Genomic DNA, 15,585 nt, shown 5'->3' with positions numbered 1-15,585 from the left:
CAGACCTCTCCGGGAACCGCGATGCTACAGAATAGACTGACCCGTCTTGGCCCAGTCCGCCACGAAGGCATCAAGACCCTTGTCGGTTAACGGGTGGTTCACCAAGGCCTTGAATGTGTCGGCGCCGAAGGTGGCGGCGTCCGATCCGGCGACGGCGGCGGCGGCGACATGGCCCACATTGCGCAGGGACGCGGCCAGAATCTGGGTCTCGAAACCATGCACGTCATACAGGACGCGGATTTCTTCCAGCAGGCCGATGCCGTCGGCGCCGTTGTCTTCCAGACGTCCGACGAACGGCGAGACGAAGGTGGCGCCGGCCTTGGCGGCCAGCAGCGCCTGGGCGGCCGAGAAGCACAGGGTGACGTTGGTCTTGATGCCCTTGTCGGTGAAGACGCGGCAGGCGCGCAGGCCATCCCAGGTCAGGGGCAGTTTCACCACCACGTTCGGCGCGATGGCGGCCAGCTTGTCGCCTTCCTTGACCATGGTCTCGAAATCGAGCGAGACGGCCTCGGCGGAAATCGGCCCCTCGACCAGGGCGCAGATTTCGGCGATGACCTCGGCGATGTTCCGACCCGACTTGGCGATCAGCGACGGATTGGTGGTGACGCCATCCACCATTCCGGTGGGGACCATGTCCTTGATGACGGCGACGTCGGCGGTATCGAGAAAGAGTTTCATGGGCACGGCTTTTAGCGTTGCAGAAGCGCCGCGTCGATCCTCCCCCGCGACGCGGGGGAGGGGGACCGCGAAGCGGTGGAGGGGGCGGAACCGTGTGCCGGCCTTTGCCGCGTCTGCGCGGTTCGCGCTGGCTGCCGTTGATGGGGCGTTCGCCCCCTCCACCACCCTTCGGGCGGTCCCCCTCCCCCGCTGGGCGGGGGAGGATTTATGAAAGTCGCCTCGGTCCTCATTCCCCTGCCGGTGCCGGAGGCCTTCGACTATGAGGCGCCCGAAGGCATGACGCTGGCGCGGGGCGATCAGGTCGCCGTGCCGCTGGGGCCGCGCCTGATCCGGGGCGTGGTGTCCGAGGTGTTCGAAACCACAGGCTCAAACCGGCGACTGAAGGCGATCGACAGCGTGCTGGACGACCCGCCGCTGCCTGCGGGCGTCATGGATTTCGTCGAATGGGCCGGACGCTGGACCCTGTCGGCGCCGGGTGAGATGGCGGCGACGGCGCTGAAGGGCTTGCGCGCGCCCCGGCCCCGGCCGGAACGCCGGGTGCGACGCGTGGGCGAGCGGTCGCCGTCGCGCGCCACCCCGGCGCGGACGGGCGTGCTGGAGACCCTTTGCGATCGCGCCATGCCGCCGGCCGACCTGGCGCGGGCGGCGGGCGTGTCGTCGGGCGTGGTCAAGGGCCTGATCGACGAAGGCGTGTTGGAGATCATCGAGATCGCGGCCGAGGCGGCGTTCGACCGGCCCGACCCCGACCACGCCCCCGCCGCGCTGAACGGCGACCAGGCGGCGTCGGCGACGGCGTTGGCGGAGGGCGTGGCGGGTGGCGGCTTCCGCCCCTTCCTCCTGGATGGGGTGACGGGATCGGGCAAGACCGAGGCCTATCTGGAGGCGATCGCGCGGGTACTGCGGGCCGATCCGGCCGCGCAAATCCTCATCCTGCTGCCCGAGATCGCTCTGACCCAGGCCCTGATCGAGCGGATCACGGCGCGGTTCGGCGCCGCCCCGGCCGAATGGCATTCCGGTGTCGCCCCGCCGCGCCGCCGCCAGGTGTGGGAGGCGGTCGTCGCCGGGCGCTGCAACATCGTGGTCGGGGCGCGCTCGGCCCTGTTTCTGCCCTTCGTCAATCTGCGCCTGATCGTCGTGGACGAGGAGCATGACAGCTCGTTCAAACAGGAGGAAGGCCTGGTCTATCACGGCCGCGACCTGGCCGTGGCGCGGGCGCGGATCGAGGGGGCGGCGGTGGTCCTGGCCTCGGCGACGCCGTCTCTGGAGACGCTGTGGAACGCGCAGAGCGGGCGCTACGACTGGCTGAAGCTGGGCGCACGGCACGGGACGGCGGTTCTGCCGGATATCGCCCTGCTGGACCTCCGTCAGAACACGCCCGATCCGCAGACCTGGCTGTCGCAGCCGCTGAGGCTGGCCATCGGCGAAACCCTGCTGCGGGGTGAGCAGACCCTGCTCTTCCTGAACCGGCGCGGCTATGCGCCCGTGGTCCTGTGCCGCGCCTGCGGCCATCGGCTGACGGCGCCGGACACCGACAGCTGGCTGGTCGAGCATCGCTATACCGGGCGGCTGGTCTGTCACCTGACCGGCTTCTCGATGGCGCGGCCCAAACTGTGTCCCTCGTGCGGGGCCGAGGATTCGCTGGTCTCTGTCGGGCCCGGGGTTGAGCGGGTCGAGGAAGAGGTGCGCCAGCTGTTTCCTGAGGCGCGCACTGCGGTCTTCAGTTCTGACACCGCGCCGGACGCGCGGTCGGCCCGCGCCTTGATCCAGAAGATGACGGACGGGGAGATCGACATTCTGGTCGCGACGCAGGCCGCGGCCAAGGGCCACAACTTCCCGCGCCTGACGCTGGTGGGCGTGGTGGATGCGGATCTCGGGCTACGCGGCGGCGACCTGCGCGCGGCCGAGCGGACCTATCAGCTTTTGGCCCAAGCGACCGGGCGAGCAGGGCGTGCGGATCGGCCGGGGCGGGCGCTGCTTCAGACCTGGACGCCCGAGCACCCGGTGCTTATGGCCCTGGCGGCGGGCGACCGCGACGCCTTCGTCGAGGCGGAAATGTCCGAGCGCGAGGCGGCGTCCCTGCCGCCCTATGGCCGGCTGGCGGCGATCATCCTGTCCAGCGAGAATGCGGCCGCCGTCGAGAAGACGGCGAACGACCTGGCCCAGGCCATTCCCAACGCCGAGCGGCTGGAGGTCTATGGCCCAGCCGATGCGCCGCTCGCCCTGGTGCGGGGACGCCGGCGCAAACGGCTGCTGGTGCGAGCCGATCGGGACGTGAACCTCCAGGCCTTCCTGCGGGCCTGGCTGCAGCGGGTGAAGGTGCCTGGTTCCGTCCGCCTGACGGTGGACGTGGACCCCTACTCGTTCCTCTAGAGGCGAAAGTCAGACCGCCATGACGGTGCCGAGCAGCAGGCGAGCGCCGGCGCGGCCCAGGGTGGCGTTGGTCGCCGCCTGAAGCGCGACCGACAGCTGGTCGATGTCGGGCACGACGCCGGGACGCAGGCCGTTGGCGAAGCGCTGGGCGGCGGTGTTGTAGGCGGCGCGCAGGCGCGGCGCAGACTGCTGGGCGCGGGTGCGAAGGGCCGCATCGGGCACGTCGACCCCGGTTTCGATGGTCAGCACGCCCCGACGACCGTTCGCCTGAAGGATCGAGGCGGTGATGACCGGCAGGCGGACATAGGTGTCGGCCGACGGCGCCGCGCCGCCGCTCGAAGCGCGGGCGGAGGTTGAGGCGGCCGTCGCGACGACGGCGAGACCGAGAAGAGCGCGGCGTTCCATGACGAGGTCTCTACCGGCCAGGATTTAAGAAACTGCTGAGCCTGGATCGCATAAGGATATCTTTATGTGTTTGTTGATACTCGGCGCGCGCCGGGCTATGAGGGCCCAAACTCATTGCGGCCGGGAGCCCAAGCCATGACCGACTACATCGTTCGCGACATCACCCTGGCCGATTGGGGCAACAAGGAAATCGAGATCGCGGAAACCGAAATGCCGGGTCTGATGTCCCTGCGTGACGAGTTCGGCGCCAGCCAGCCGCTGAAGGGCGCCCGCATCGCCGGCAGCCTGCACATGACCATCCAGACGGCGGTCCTGATCCAGACGCTGGAAGCCCTGGGCGCCGAAGTGCGCTGGGCCTCGTGCAACATCTTCTCGACCCAGGACCACGCCGCCGCCGCCATCGCCGCCAACGGCACCCCGGTCTTCGCCACCAAGGGCGAGACGCTGGAAGAATACTGGGACTACGCCCACAAGATCTTCGAATGGGCCGACGGCGGCTATCCGAACCTCATCCTGGACGACGGCGGCGACGCGACCCTGCTGTGCGTGCTGGGTCCGAAGGCCGAGAAGGACATCTCCGTTCTGGCCAATCCCCAGAACGAAGAAGAAGAGGCTCTCTTCAAGGTCATGAAGCGCTATCTGGCTGAGAAGCCGGGCTTCTATTCGGCCATCCGCGACGCCATCGGCGGCGTGTCGGAAGAGACGACCACGGGCGTGCACCGCCTGTATCAGATGGCCGAAAAGGGCGAGCTGCCCTTCCCTGCCATCAACGTCAACGACAGCGTCACCAAGTCCAAGTTCGACAACCTGTACGGCTGCCGGGAATCGCTGGTCGACGCGATCCGTCGCGGCACCGACGTCATGCTGTCGGGCAAGGTCGCAGTGGTCTGCGGTTACGGCGACGTGGGCAAGGGCTCGGCCGCTTCGCTGCGCCAAGGCGGCGCCCGCGTGATCGTGACCGAGATCGACCCGATCTGCGCCCTGCAGGCCGCGATGGAAGGCTATGAGGTCCAGACGCTGGACGACACCGCCGGCCGCGCCGACATCTATGTGACGACGACCGGCAACAAGGACGTCATCACCGTCGATCACATGCGGCAGATGAAGAACAACGCCATCGTCTGCAACATCGGTCACTTCGACTCGGAGATTCAGGTCGCCGGTCTGAAGAACTTCAAGTGGGACGAGATCAAGCCGCAGGTCCACCACGTCGAGTTCCCGGACGGCAAGAAGATCATCCTGCTGTCGGAAGGCCGCCTGGTGAACCTGGGCAACGCCACGGGCCACCCCAGCTTCGTGATGTCGGCGTCCTTCACCAACCAGACGCTGGCCCAGATCGAACTGTGGACCAACGCCGACAAGTACGAGAACAAGGTCTACACCCTGCCCAAGCACCTGGACGAGAAGGTCGCCATGCTGCACCTGGCCAAGCTGGGCGCCAAGCTGACCGTCCTGACCAAGGACCAGGCCGACTACATCAACGTGCCGGTCGAAGGCCCGTTCAAGGCGGATCACTACCGTTACTAAGCTCTCCCCGAGGCTGGAACCGCGAGGTTCCAAGTGACGAGGGCGTCTTCGGACGCCCTCGTCGACGTCCTTGTGGTCGGGGCCGGCGCGGCCGGGATGATGGCCGCCATCGAGGCCGGGCGACGCGGGCGCCGGGTCAGGGTGGTGGACCATGCCGACCGGCCGGGCGAGAAGATCCGCATCTCGGGCGGCGGGCGCTGCAACTTCACCAATCTGGGCTGCGGACCGGCGAACTTCCTGGGCGAGAACCCCCGGTTCGCGACCTCGGCCCTGCGCCGCTACACCCAGCACGACTTCGTCAAGCGGATCGATAGGGCCGGGATCGCCTGGCATGAGAAGACGCTGGGCCAGCTGTTCTGCGACGACAGCGCCAAGCAGATCGTCCGTATGCTGACCGACGACATGGCGGCGGCGGGCGTGACACTGAGCCTGAAGACCGGGGTGGCGCGGATCGCGCGATCCGGCGAGGGTTTTACAGCGATCCTGTCGGACGGATCGCAGGTCACGGCGGCGTCGCTGGTCGTGGCGACGGGCGGCAAGTCGATCCCCAAGATGGGGGCGACCGGCTGGGCCTATGAGGTGGCGCGGCAGTTCGACATTCGCGTCACCGAGACCCGGCCGGCGCTGGTGCCGCTGACGTTCGAGGCCGGGCTGCTGGAGACGCTGACGCCGCTGGCGGGGGTGGCGGTCGACGCCTCGGTCGCCTTGGCGCCCGAAGGGGCCAAGGCGCGCAAGGCCAGCTTCAACGAGGCCATGCTATTCACCCACCGCGGCCTGTCGGGTCCGGCCATTCTTCAGATCAGCTCCTATTGGCGCGAGGGCGAGGCGGTGGTGGCCTCCATGGCGCCGGGCCGCGACGTGTTCGAGGAGTTGAAGGCGGCCAAGGCGTCGAACGGCAAACAGGCGGTGCACACCGCGCTGGGCCATATCGTGCCGCGCCGTCTGGCCGAGAGCCTGTGCCAGCGCGAAAGGGCGTCGGGCAATCTGGCGGACCTTTCGGACAAGGTGCTGCGGCGGCTGGATCAGGCGGTCAACGCCTGGGCGGTCAAGCCCGTGGGGTCCGAGGGTTACAGGACCGCCGAGGTGACGCTGGGCGGGGTCGATACGGCGGCGCTGGACCAGCAGACGATGCAGGCCAAGGCGGTTCCGGGCCTATATTTCATCGGCGAGGCGGTGGACGTGACCGGCTGGCTGGGCGGCTATAATTTCCAGTGGGCCTGGTCGTCGGGCTGGGCCGCCGGGCAGGTCTGCTAGAATTTTTGAGGTGCAATCTGTGCACTTTAGCCGGCGGGTCCGCTGACAAAAACACCGTCTAATTCGTCTAATCTGTCTATTTCGGCGCGCGTTCTGGCGGGACGCGAAGATGTCAAAGACCGGGTCGCCATTCTAACCCGGTGCAGGGCCATGAAAGGCGAGTGGTCGCTGGTCAGTCGTAAGCCGTGGTAAAATCTCGCAATCGTCGTCGCTAATAGGATGGCGGGGACGGCCGAAGCCCCCTGCGGCCCCGCGACGCATGGCGGCGGGCTGCGACGGCGCCTAGCTTGAAGAGGCGGAACGGGCCCCTCTGGCGTTCTCGCGGTCTGGCGTCCCCCTTCCTTGCGCCAGATCGTGCGACGCGATGTCGGACCGCAAGGGCGTGTCGATGCGGCGAAGCTTTCCCCTCCTGGCCTGTCGCATCGACCGCCCATTCTTTTTCGATCGGAGCCCGACATGCCCCTTCTGATGTGCCCCAACGACAACGCCGCCATGCAGACGCTGGAGCGCAACGGCGTCCAGTTTGACATGTGCCCCGACTGCCGGGGCGTCTGGCTGGATCGCGGCGAGCTGGAAAAGCTGATGGCCGCCGCCGTCGAGGAGGGTCGCGCCACAGCCCCGGTCGTGCCCGCGCCGCAGGCCTATGCGCCGTCGCCGCAGCCTCAGCCCTATGCCCAGCCCCCAGCCCAACCATGGGGCGGCGGGGCGTCACAGCCGTATCGCGGCGACGATCGAGGCTACCAGAGCGACAAATATCGCGACGACCGGCATCGCGACGACGACTATCGCTACAAGAAAAAGAAGCGCGACAGCATCTTCGACATCTTCGACTGAGGTCGGCTAGGCCGCCAGACCCGCCTGCTGCATGAGGCCTCTCAACGCCGCGACGTTTTGCGGCGCGGCGGTCAGGGCGGTGCGGACGTCGGGCGAACGCAGCAGCTTGATGGCCTCGGCGCGGGCGCGGTCTGCCACGGGGCCCAGCGGGCCGGCTTCACCGGTGGCCAGTTTCAGCAGGGCCGTCAGCTTTTGAGGCGCAGCCGCCTGGGCGCGGACGATCTGGGCGATCAGATGGGCGTCGGCCTCCAGATTGGCGCCGACCGCGCCGATGGCGTCCATGATCTGGGTCTGGTCGTGATCGGCCAGATGCGCGGCCTGAACCGAGCGTTGAAGCCGGGCCAGCGTGGCCAGCTTGTGCGAGGCGCTGGGGCCGCCCGGGACGGATTGACGGATCTCGGTTTCGAAACGAAGCGAGCCGATACAGGCGCTGAGCCAGCGCGCGGCGGCGCGCTTATTGGCCCCGCCGGTGACGTTCTCGCACAGGCGGGTCAGCTGCTCGGCCTCGGCCAGAACCGTGGGGCAGGGGTTGACGTAGGCGCCGACGAAATCGGCCGTGACCAGGCTCTTGGAGCGTTCGACGAAGGCGATCTGGACCTCTTCCAGCGTCAGCAGACGACCGGCCGAGGCGGTCAGGGCCATGGCCAGCAGACGCAGGATGTCGATCTCTCCGACCGGATCATGGGGGCGAAGGCGGCGCTGGCTGGTCAGTTCGCGGGTGACGAGACGGGCCAGGGACGCGGCCAAAAGTGGAAACTCGCCCGAGGCCAGGTGCAGGCCCAGGCGCGCGGCCGGTCCCTCGACCTGGGGCATCATCAGGGCGAGGCGCGGGTCCATCCGCAACAGGGCGTCCATCTCCTCCGGCGCGACCATGCGGACGATGGCCGCCAAGTTAGCGCCCTGGTCCAAAGACGGGCCCAGGATTTCGGTCAGGTTGGTGCGCACGGCCAGCATTTCGGCGACGATCTGCTCGACCACCACCACGACCAGGGCGCGCGGCGGGCCGTCGGCGGGCGCAGCGTCCATCAAATCCATCAGCACGGTCAGGCGATCGCGGGCGCCGCGCCGATCCTTCAGCGCGCCGGCGACGACGCCGCCCATGCGCAGCGCCCGATCCGGCGCGCCGGTCAACCGATGCGCCAGATCGGCGATGGAGCGGTCGTCCAGCGCGGGGAACAGGCCGTCGCGTCCGGCCTTGCGCAGCCGGGCCATCGCCTGTTCGGTGAGCTTTTGATAGTGGCGCACGACGCTGTGCACCTCCTGGCCCGTGGCCTGGCTTTCGGGGACCGCGACCTTCTGAATGGCGTGCTGGAGCTCGACCCCAGCCGCCTCCAGCCGTTCGGCCACGTCCGGCCGATGCAGCAGTTCGAAGGCGGTCACGCCCTCGCGTTTCAGCCAGTCCTCCAGCACCCGGCCGATCAGGGCGCGGGCATGGGGCGAATAGAGTTCGGCCGGACTGCTGCAGGCCGGCGGGACCGCCTTGTCGACGACCTTCTTCTTTCGCTCCTCCGGCGCGCCCAGCGTCAGGATGGTCAGGGAGCTGAATTCCATCGTCTCGGGGTCCAGCGTCTCCTTGGTCACGCGCGAGGCGATGGCGAGACGATCCCGAAGCTGCTCCTCGGCGGTCTCGATGGCGTGTTTGCGGTCTTCGGTCGCGATCAGCAGCGTCCACGACGACGGGGCGCTCTTGCGGACATAGACTTCGTAATGGATCGGACCCGCCATGGGCCGATCCTGCATCCCAAGCCTTTAAGGCGAGGTTTTCGAAGCCGGAATGTTTTTTGGCGCGCCGGAAGGACGGCGCGTGCGCGTTGAAAAGAGGCGCCGCCGTGACCATCTGGCTGTCACCGAACCGCTTTCGGGTTGCAGGCGATTTTCATTCGAGCCGAAACGCCTTAGCCCTAATGTGACCGAGATCGAACGGTTACGCTTGCTGTGCGTTCTTGCTCGCGGGAACGTAAAGTTCAGGAGAAGACACCCTTGGCCAACATCACTCTGGTCGATGACGACGAGAACATCGTGGCGTCCGTTTCGCTGGCGCTGGAAAGCCATGGCCACAAGATTACCGCCTATCACGACGGGGCCTCGGGCCTGGCCGCGCTGGAATCCTCGCCGCCCGATCTGGCGATCCTGGACGTGAAGATGCCGCGCATGGACGGGATGGAGGTGCTGCGTCGCCTGCGCCAGACCTCGCAAATCCCGGTCATCATGCTGACGTCCAAGGACGAGGAGATCGACGAGATCCTGGGCTTCAACCTGGGCGCCGACGACTATATCCACAAACCCTTCAGCCAGCGTCTGCTGATCGAGCGGGTCAAGGCGCTGCTGCGCCGCACGGGCGCCGACGGCGGCGAACCGGAATCGGCGGCCGAAGTCTCGGGCCGGGCGATCAAGCGCGGCAAGCTGTCGATGGACCCGGCGCGCCACGAGTCGACCTGGGACGGCAAGCCCGTCAAGCTGACGGTGACCGAGTTCCTGCTACTGCAGGCCCTGGCCCAGCGTCCCGGCTTCGTGAAGAGCCGCGATAACCTGATGGACGCCGCTTACGACGACCAGGTCTATGTCGACGACCGCACCATCGACAGCCACGTGAAGCGGATGCGCAAGAAGTTCCGCGCCGTGGACAATGAGTTCGACGCGATCGAGACCCTGTATGGCGTCGGCTACCGCTACCGCGAGAGCTGAACCGGGCGGGCGCGAGCCCGACGAGGAGCCCCAGCGCCGGCCGTTGTTCCGCTTCGGCGGCTCGCGGCTGGGCGGCTTCATCCTGGTGCTCAATCTGCTCAGCCTGCTGATCCTGTTCGGCGGGGCGCTGGCGATCAATGAATGGCGTCCGGGCCTGATCGAGGCGCGTCAGGAATCGCTGACGGTCCAGGCCGAGCTGCTGGCCAATGTGTTGCGCGAAGAAGGCGTCACGCGGGGCGAACCGACGCCCGAACTAGACTATGTTCGTGCGTCAATCTGGCTGACCGACCGGTTCATCCCGGCGGGCCAGCGGGTGCGGCTGTTTGACGGGAACGGCCTGTTGCTGGTCGATAGCTATCAGGTGACCGAGGCCATCGGCGGGCGGCCCCTGCCCGACGCGCAGCCGGCGGGGGCGGCGACCGAGGACACCGCCAAGGCCAACCTGTTGTCCGAGCGCCGGGTCGCCCGCGCCGACAGCGAACTGGCGGCTGAGGTGGCGGCGGCGCTGGACGGCTCGCCCCAATCGACCCTGCGCCGCAACGAATCCGGCGACCGCGTCGTCTCCGTCTCCATTCCGGTGCGCCATGTGCGTCAGGTGCTGGGCGTGCTGACCGTCGAATCCGGGGACGTGGACGAAATCCTGGGCGCTCAGCGGCAGGCGCTGTTCCCGTTCGCCCTGGTGGCGCTGGGGGTCAATCTCTTGGGATCGCTGCTGCTGCATCTGTTCGTGGCGCGGCCGATCATGCGGCTGTCGGCGGCGGCGGATCAGGTGAAGCTGCAACGCGCGCGGGCCATCTCCTTGCCGGACCTCGAGGATCGCAAGGATGAGATCGGCGATCTGGCGCGATCCTTGGAGTCCATGACCGACACCCTGTCGACGCGGATGGACGCCATCGAACGGTTCGCGGCCGATGTGTCGCACGAGATCAAGAACCCCCTGACCTCGATCCGGTCGGCGCTGGAGACCCTGCCGCTGGTCAAGACCGATGCGCACCGTGAGAAGCTGACGGCGCTGTTGCAGCAGGACGTGCGTCGGCTGGACCGGCTGATCACCGACATCTCCAACGCCTCGCGGCTGGATGCGGAGCTGTCGCGCGATCGGCCGCGGCCGGTCGACCTAAACCGGCTGTTGGTCGATATCGTCGGCGTCTATGAGACGACGGCCAAGCCGGGCGACATTCCGGTCGTGCTCACGGCGCCCGAACAGGCCCTGCGGGTCATGGGGCGCGACGGGCCGCTGGGGCAGGTGTTCCGCAACCTGATCGACAACGCCCGCTCGTTCAGCCCCCCAGGCGGCGTGGTGCGGGTGACGCTGGAGGACATCGGGGACGATCTGCCGATCCGGGTCCGGGTCGAGGACCAGGGGCCGGGCATTCCGGCCGAGAATCTGGAGACGGTGTTCGAGCGGTTCTACACCTCGCGGCCCAAGGGGGCGGTGTTCGGCTCCAACTCGGGCCTGGGCCTGTCCATCGTGCGTCAGATCGTCGAGGCGCATGGCGGTCGCGTCCACGCCGAAAACAAGGCCGAAGGCGGGGCGCGGTTCGAGATCGTCTTCCCGGCGGTCGGCCGCTGGTCGTGAGCGCTGGCCAGCCGATCCACGCCACCACCGTCGCGGTGCGCCGTCGCGGGGCCTGGCGGGGGGTGATGGTCCTGGGGGCGTCGGGCGCGGGCAAGAGCGATCTGGCGCTGCGGCTGATCGGGCGCGGCTGGCGCCTGGTCAGCGACGACTACACGCAGGTCTGGGCCTCGGATGGGGCGCTTCATGCGTCGGCGCCGGCCTCCATCGCCGGTCGGATCGAGGTGCGCGGCCTGGGAATCGTGGCCGCCAGAACACGCCCGGTCTGTCGTGTGGCGCTGGTCGTGGCGTGTGTGGCGGAAGGGGTCGAACGGCTTCCGGAGCCGCAGACACGGGCTTTCGCGGGCATCAATCTGCCCCTCCTTGAGCTGGATCCGCGACCCGCCTCGGCCGTCGATGTGGTCGCAGCGGCGTTGGAGACGCTTTGAAACCCCGAAAGACGGGTCTATGACACGCCCCTTGCGGTCCATAGAGGGCGGCGTCCGGCCTCCCTTGCCGGGCGGGGGAATGCCTGGGACGGTTCGGGGCGGGATGCGAGTGAAGTCCTCATGATCGGTCTGGTGATCGTCACCCACGGTGGGTTGGCGTCCGAGTTTCTCTCCGCCATGGAGCATGTGGTCGGCCCGCAGCGCGGCGTCGCGGCCATCTGCATCGGGCCCGACGACGACATGGAGCGTCGACGTCGCGACATCGTCGATGCGGCCGCGGCCGTGGACGACGGCGAAGGGGTCATCCTGCTGACCGACATGTTCGGCGGCACGCCGTCGAATCTGGCCATCTCTGTCATGGAACAGACGCGCGCCGAGGTCATCGCCGGGCTGAACCTGCCCATGCTGATCAAATTGGCAAGCGTGCGCGGGCGCGAGACGCTGGAATCCTGCGTGGCCCATGCGCAGGACGCCGGGCGCAAATACATCTCCGTCGCGTCCTGGGTGCTCGCAGGCGAAAAATGACCGTCACCGCGACCCTGAGCATCTGCAACACGCGCGGCCTGCACGCCCGCGCCTCGGCCAAGTTCGTCAAACTGGCCTCCAGCTTCGAAAGCGAGATCCACGTCACCCGCGACGGCGTGACGGTGGACGCCCGCTCGATCATGGGCCTGCTGATGCTGGGCGCCGGCATCGGCTGCAGCATCGACGTCTCCGCCGAAGGCCCGGACGCCGAAGAGGCGATGGAGGCTCTGACCGACCTGGTCGCGCGCAAGTTCGACGAGGATCAGTAGGGCGTCGTCAGCCCCGGATCTGGAACCGCTTCGATTTTTGAGAGGTCCATCGCTGCGCGGGTGATTTGAGAACGCACCTACGAGACGGCGGGGATACGGATCTCGATCCGGGATCCCAGCCGAGCGCCGGTCAAGTAACGGGCCGATCCGCCGTGGGCCTCGGCGATTGCGCGGACCGCGGCCAAGCCCAGGCCGGTCCCGCCATTTTCGCCCGAACCGTGTTTGAAGGCGGTGAAAACGGATCGGGTCATGGCGTCGGGCAGGCCCGGACCGCTGTCCTCCACGGCGATGACGGCGAAGCGTTCATCGGCCGTCAAGCTGACCGAGACAGGGCCGGGATCGGCGTGGCGGCGCACGTTGTCGAGCAGAGCCAAGACAGCCTGCTGAATGCGGTCGCCGTCGCAAACGACCATAGTGGCCGGCGTCGTCCAGGTGATCGGATAGCCCTCCGCCTCGGCTTCCGCGCCGATGAGGGCGCGGACATCGTTCAATCGCTGAGCCAGGTCCTGGGGTGTCAGGCGCAGTTGCAAACGACCGCTATCGGCCAGACTGACGACGCGCAAATCCTCGATCAGGCGGCCCAGGGCGTCGACTGGCTTGAGCAGGGTCAGGATCATCTCGCGGTCCAGCGGTAGAACGCCATCGGCGGCCGCTTGCAGACGGCCTTTCACGATCGTGACGGGCGTTCGCAGTTCGTGCGCGATCGAGGCGTTCCACGTCGTCATGTCGGCGGCGAGCGTCTCAAGCCGCGCAGCCATCAGGTTGAAGTCGTCCACCAGGTCGGCGGTCTCCGAAAAAGACCGATCGCCAGCCATGGCGCGCGCGGACAGGTCGCCGTCGGCGATCGCACGCGCGGCGCCGGACAAGGAGGTGAGAGGCATGACAATGCGTCGGGCCAACTGCAGCCCGGCCACGGTCGCGCCGATCAGGGCCACGACGGCGGCTGACGCCAGAGCGACATAATCCACCGACTGCGGTCGCCAGGCTTGGGGCGAGGCCACCGCATCGGGGTAATTCTCGAAGACCCAGCCGTACAGGGCGAATGCGCCGGCGGCGCTAAGTCCAAGGACGGCCAGGATGACCAGAGCCGTCCGCACGGCGATGTGACGGCCGAGCGCGCGGGCGGCCCTCACGTCAGGACCTCGAGGCGATAACCCACGCCACGAACGCCGACGAGGACACCGTCGGCGCCTGCGTTCCGTAACTTGAGCCGCAGCTTGCTGAGGTGGCTATCCACCGTGCGATCGAGCACTTCATCGCCTTTCAAGCAGGCGTCGGCCAGCTCGGCGCGAGAAAAGACCCGCATCGGATAGCGCGCCATGTGGGCCAGCATGCGGAACTCGGTCAGGGTCAGGGGCAGGCGCTGCGGCTTGTCCAGCCCGCACCACTGGACGATGTGCGCCTCCAGATCGATCTCGAGCGGACCCAGCCGGATCACGCCGCCTTGGCCCGAGCCGCCGCTGCGTCGCAATATGACGTGGGCGCGCGCCACGACCTCGACCGGATTGAACGGTTTGACGACATAGTCGTCCGCGCCGATGCGCAACGCCTGAAGCTTGTCGATATCCTGATCCAGCGCGGTGAGCATGATGACGGGCGTCTCGCCCCTACGCCTCAGTTCGCCCAGCACGCCCCAGCCATCGACGCGCGGCATGCGTACGTCCAGCAGGACCAGATCGGGCCGAAGGGCGGCGTGCAGGTCCAGCGCGATCTGGCCATCCATGGCGCGGACGGTGCGAAACCCCTCGCGCACGAGATAGGCGTCAAGCACGGCGGCGATCTCGGGTTCGTCTTCGGCGATGATGACCAGGGCGCTCATGGTGTCTCCACGACATCGCCCAGCGATGGACGGCGATCCAGACCAGATGGGGTGTCTCCACGATTTCTCCATCAAGTCCACACCCAGGCCCCATGGTCCCATGCGAAGCGGCCCCAAACCGAAACCGCCTTTGAGATCCAATGAAGTTCAGCGCCCACCAGATCTTCGTCGCCGCCATGACCGCCGTAAACGTCGCCGTGCTGGCCGCCTGTGGCGTGTTCATCCTGGCGATGCTGTGAAGCACAGGGATAGGCATCGGGCGCGGGTTGCGGCGGCCGCGAGCCTGATCGCGCTGATCGCGGGGTGCGCCAAACCGGTCGAACCGCCTGCGCCGCCCCCGCCGCCGCCACCTGCGATTCAGCTGGACGACAGTGTGGCGCAGACGGCGTCGGTCTATCTGGTCTTCATGCGGGACGTCGCCGCATTCGAGGGCGGCTTCGTCGATGCGGAGGCGGTGCAGGCGGCGTTGCAACGCGGCGCGACCTCCAACGCCGAGCAGTTGGCGCGGGGTCTGGTGGCCTATGGCGCGGTGCTGGCGATGCAGTCGCCGGACTTCGTTGTGGGGGTGCGGGCCTATGCGGCCGATCCCGCTCAGCGGCGCGAAATCCTGGACCGTCTGACGGCCGACCCCGCCTATGCCGTGACCCTGCCTGGCGCAGACGCCGCGGCCGGGCTGATCGCCGAGGTCATGGAGGAGGGCGCCGCAGCCATCGAGGCCGCAGCGGATCGGGTGGAGGCGGATGCCTATACGATCCAGGCGCGTACCGATCCGCGCCGTCGATGGGCGGGCCAGCCCGTCGCGGACCGACAGGGGCGGCTGGAGCGTGCGAAGACCGCCTCGGCCGCAATGCAGCTGGCGTCGGACGTGGAGAGCGAGACGCTTCTAAAGGCTGCCCACGCCGAACCCTCTCGGGTCCCGAGGTCGCCTCTGGCGGCTCCCTATAAACCGGCGGTGGCCCGGTCCCTGTCCGTCGCCGCGCGGGCGCTGCTGGGCGAAAGCGTGAAGGACGATGGAAGCGATGGTGTCCTGCAGGATCCGAACGCCACCTTCTGCCTGCAGATGTCCAAGCTGAACCTGTTTCAGTGTCTGGCCGCCGCCAAGCCCAGCTACGAAGACATGTTCTGCATCGGCCGACACGTCGTCAGGGACATGGCCGACTGCACCCGCACGGCGTTGAACGCCGCAGGGTCTTGATGAAAGAGACGTGATCGAGG

At 67.8% G+C, this 15,585-nt stretch carries 15 protein-coding genes; 10 read left to right on the top strand and 5 right to left on the bottom strand.

Translation table 11 applies throughout. The annotated features are described in order from the left end of the window. Window positions 1-24: 24 nt before the first annotated feature. Window positions 25-678, bottom strand: a complete 654-nt coding sequence (fsa, locus tag BLR19_RS10875; RefSeq protein ID WP_026108568.1) for a fructose-6-phosphate aldolase — start codon at window positions 676-678, stop codon at window positions 25-27. Window positions 679-885: 207 nt separating this feature from the next. On the opposite strand from fsa, the gene BLR19_RS10870 reads away from it, so the two are divergent. Continuing rightward, window positions 886-3,048 carry a primosomal protein N' gene (locus BLR19_RS10870; RefSeq protein ID WP_091750786.1) on the top strand — a complete coding sequence of 721 codons (2,163 nt, stop codon included), beginning with the start codon at window positions 886-888 and terminating at the stop codon, window positions 3,046-3,048. Window positions 3,049-3,057: 9 nt separating this feature from the next. On the opposite strand, the gene BLR19_RS10865 is transcribed toward BLR19_RS10870, so the two are convergent. Next, a complete protein-coding gene (locus tag BLR19_RS10865) occupies window positions 3,058-3,453 on the bottom strand; it encodes a Tat pathway signal protein (RefSeq protein ID WP_091750782.1) in 396 nt (131 codons plus the stop codon). A gap of 135 nt (window positions 3,454-3,588) precedes the next feature. On the opposite strand from BLR19_RS10865, the gene ahcY reads away from it, so the two are divergent. From ahcY to BLR19_RS10850, 3 genes are all read left to right on the top strand, one after another. Beyond that, the gene (gene ahcY, locus BLR19_RS10860) at window positions 3,589-4,980 is read left to right on the top strand and encodes an adenosylhomocysteinase (protein ID WP_017506126.1); all 1,392 of its coding nucleotides are present in this window, start codon (window positions 3,589-3,591) and stop codon (window positions 4,978-4,980) included. Between the two features lie 33 nt (window positions 4,981-5,013). Further along, on the top strand, window positions 5,014-6,234 hold the full coding sequence (locus tag BLR19_RS10855; protein ID WP_091750779.1) for a BaiN/RdsA family NAD(P)/FAD-dependent oxidoreductase: 1,221 nt from the start codon (window positions 5,014-5,016) through the stop codon (window positions 6,232-6,234). A gap of 456 nt (window positions 6,235-6,690) precedes the next feature. Further along, entirely contained in the window at window positions 6,691-7,068 is a 378-nt protein-coding gene (locus tag BLR19_RS10850; RefSeq protein WP_091750776.1) for a TFIIB-type zinc ribbon-containing protein, read from the top strand. 6 nt (window positions 7,069-7,074) lie between these two features. Here BLR19_RS10850 and BLR19_RS10845 read toward each other — a convergent pair whose 3' ends face one another. Beyond that, complete coding sequence (locus tag BLR19_RS10845; RefSeq protein ID WP_176758331.1) at window positions 7,075-8,793, bottom strand: hypothetical protein; 1,719 nt, start codon at window positions 8,791-8,793, stop codon at window positions 7,075-7,077. Between the two features lie 255 nt (window positions 8,794-9,048). Here BLR19_RS10845 and BLR19_RS10840 point away from each other — a divergent pair, with 255 nt between their 5' ends. The 5 genes from BLR19_RS10840 (at window position 9,049) to BLR19_RS10820 (ending at window position 12,551) form a co-directional block, all read left to right on the top strand. Beyond that, on the top strand, window positions 9,049-9,753 hold the full coding sequence (locus tag BLR19_RS10840) for a response regulator transcription factor (protein WP_039243953.1): 705 nt from the start codon (window positions 9,049-9,051) through the stop codon (window positions 9,751-9,753). Then, window positions 9,722-11,332, top strand: a complete 1,611-nt coding sequence (locus BLR19_RS10835) for an ATP-binding protein (protein ID WP_091750771.1) — start codon at window positions 9,722-9,724, stop codon at window positions 11,330-11,332. Before BLR19_RS10840 ends, BLR19_RS10835 begins: the two co-directional genes overlap by 32 nt. Then, window positions 11,329-11,757, top strand: coding sequence for an HPr kinase/phosphorylase (locus tag BLR19_RS10830; protein WP_091750768.1), 429 nt, complete (start codon window positions 11,329-11,331; stop codon window positions 11,755-11,757). The genes BLR19_RS10835 and BLR19_RS10830 overlap by 4 nt, the downstream gene beginning before the upstream one ends. 120 nt (window positions 11,758-11,877) lie before the next feature. Continuing rightward, entirely contained in the window at window positions 11,878-12,282 is a 405-nt protein-coding gene (locus BLR19_RS10825) for a PTS sugar transporter subunit IIA (RefSeq protein WP_017506133.1), read from the top strand. Beyond that, complete coding sequence (locus BLR19_RS10820; RefSeq protein WP_091750765.1) at window positions 12,279-12,551, top strand: HPr family phosphocarrier protein; 273 nt, start codon at window positions 12,279-12,281, stop codon at window positions 12,549-12,551. The genes BLR19_RS10825 and BLR19_RS10820 overlap by 4 nt, the downstream gene beginning before the upstream one ends. Window positions 12,552-12,628: 77 nt before the next feature. Here the strand turns inward: BLR19_RS10820 and BLR19_RS10815 are convergent, their stop codons facing one another. Next, window positions 12,629-13,684 (bottom strand): ATP-binding protein, encoded by a 1,056-nt coding sequence (locus BLR19_RS10815; protein ID WP_091750762.1) that lies wholly within the window; start codon window positions 13,682-13,684, stop codon window positions 12,629-12,631. Next, window positions 13,681-14,370, bottom strand: a complete 690-nt coding sequence (locus BLR19_RS10810) for a response regulator (RefSeq protein ID WP_091750759.1) — start codon at window positions 14,368-14,370, stop codon at window positions 13,681-13,683. Before BLR19_RS10810 ends, BLR19_RS10815 begins: the two co-directional genes overlap by 4 nt. Window positions 14,371-14,743: 373 nt before the next feature. Between BLR19_RS10810 and BLR19_RS10805 the strand changes: the two genes are divergently transcribed. Next, on the top strand, window positions 14,744-15,565 hold the full coding sequence (locus tag BLR19_RS10805) for a hypothetical protein (RefSeq protein ID WP_091750756.1): 822 nt from the start codon (window positions 14,744-14,746) through the stop codon (window positions 15,563-15,565). Window positions 15,566-15,585: the final 20 nt, after the last annotated feature.

This window comes from Brevundimonas sp. 374, assembly GCF_900102995.1.
In the GTDB taxonomy this organism is placed as follows: domain Bacteria; phylum Pseudomonadota; class Alphaproteobacteria; order Caulobacterales; family Caulobacteraceae; genus Brevundimonas; species Brevundimonas vesicularis_C.
This window is presented reverse-complemented; position numbering and strand designations above follow the sequence as displayed.

What these genes read in the sequence shown, in the direction of transcription:
- fsa (WP_026108568.1), bottom strand. Translation starts at nt 678, where the DNA reads ATGAAACTCTTTCTCGATACCGCCGACGTCGCCGTCATCAAGGACATG.
- BLR19_RS10870 (WP_091750786.1), top strand. Translation starts at nt 886, where the DNA reads ATGAAAGTCGCCTCGGTCCTCATTCCCCTGCCGGTGCCGGAGGCCTTC.
- BLR19_RS10865 (WP_091750782.1), bottom strand. Translation starts at nt 3,453, where the DNA reads ATGGAACGCCGCGCTCTTCTCGGTCTCGCCGTCGTCGCGACGGCCGCC.
- ahcY (WP_017506126.1), top strand. Translation starts at nt 3,589, where the DNA reads ATGACCGACTACATCGTTCGCGACATCACCCTGGCCGATTGGGGCAAC.
- BLR19_RS10850 (WP_091750776.1), top strand. Translation starts at nt 6,691, where the DNA reads ATGCCCCTTCTGATGTGCCCCAACGACAACGCCGCCATGCAGACGCTG.
- BLR19_RS10845 (WP_176758331.1), bottom strand. Translation starts at nt 8,793, where the DNA reads ATGGCGGGTCCGATCCATTACGAAGTCTATGTCCGCAAGAGCGCCCCG.
- BLR19_RS10835 (WP_091750771.1), top strand. Translation starts at nt 9,722, where the DNA reads ATGGCGTCGGCTACCGCTACCGCGAGAGCTGAACCGGGCGGGCGCGAG.
- BLR19_RS10825 (WP_017506133.1), top strand. Translation starts at nt 11,878, where the DNA reads ATGATCGGTCTGGTGATCGTCACCCACGGTGGGTTGGCGTCCGAGTTT.
- BLR19_RS10820 (WP_091750765.1), top strand. Translation starts at nt 12,279, where the DNA reads ATGACCGTCACCGCGACCCTGAGCATCTGCAACACGCGCGGCCTGCAC.
- BLR19_RS10810 (WP_091750759.1), bottom strand. Translation starts at nt 14,370, where the DNA reads ATGAGCGCCCTGGTCATCATCGCCGAAGACGAACCCGAGATCGCCGCC.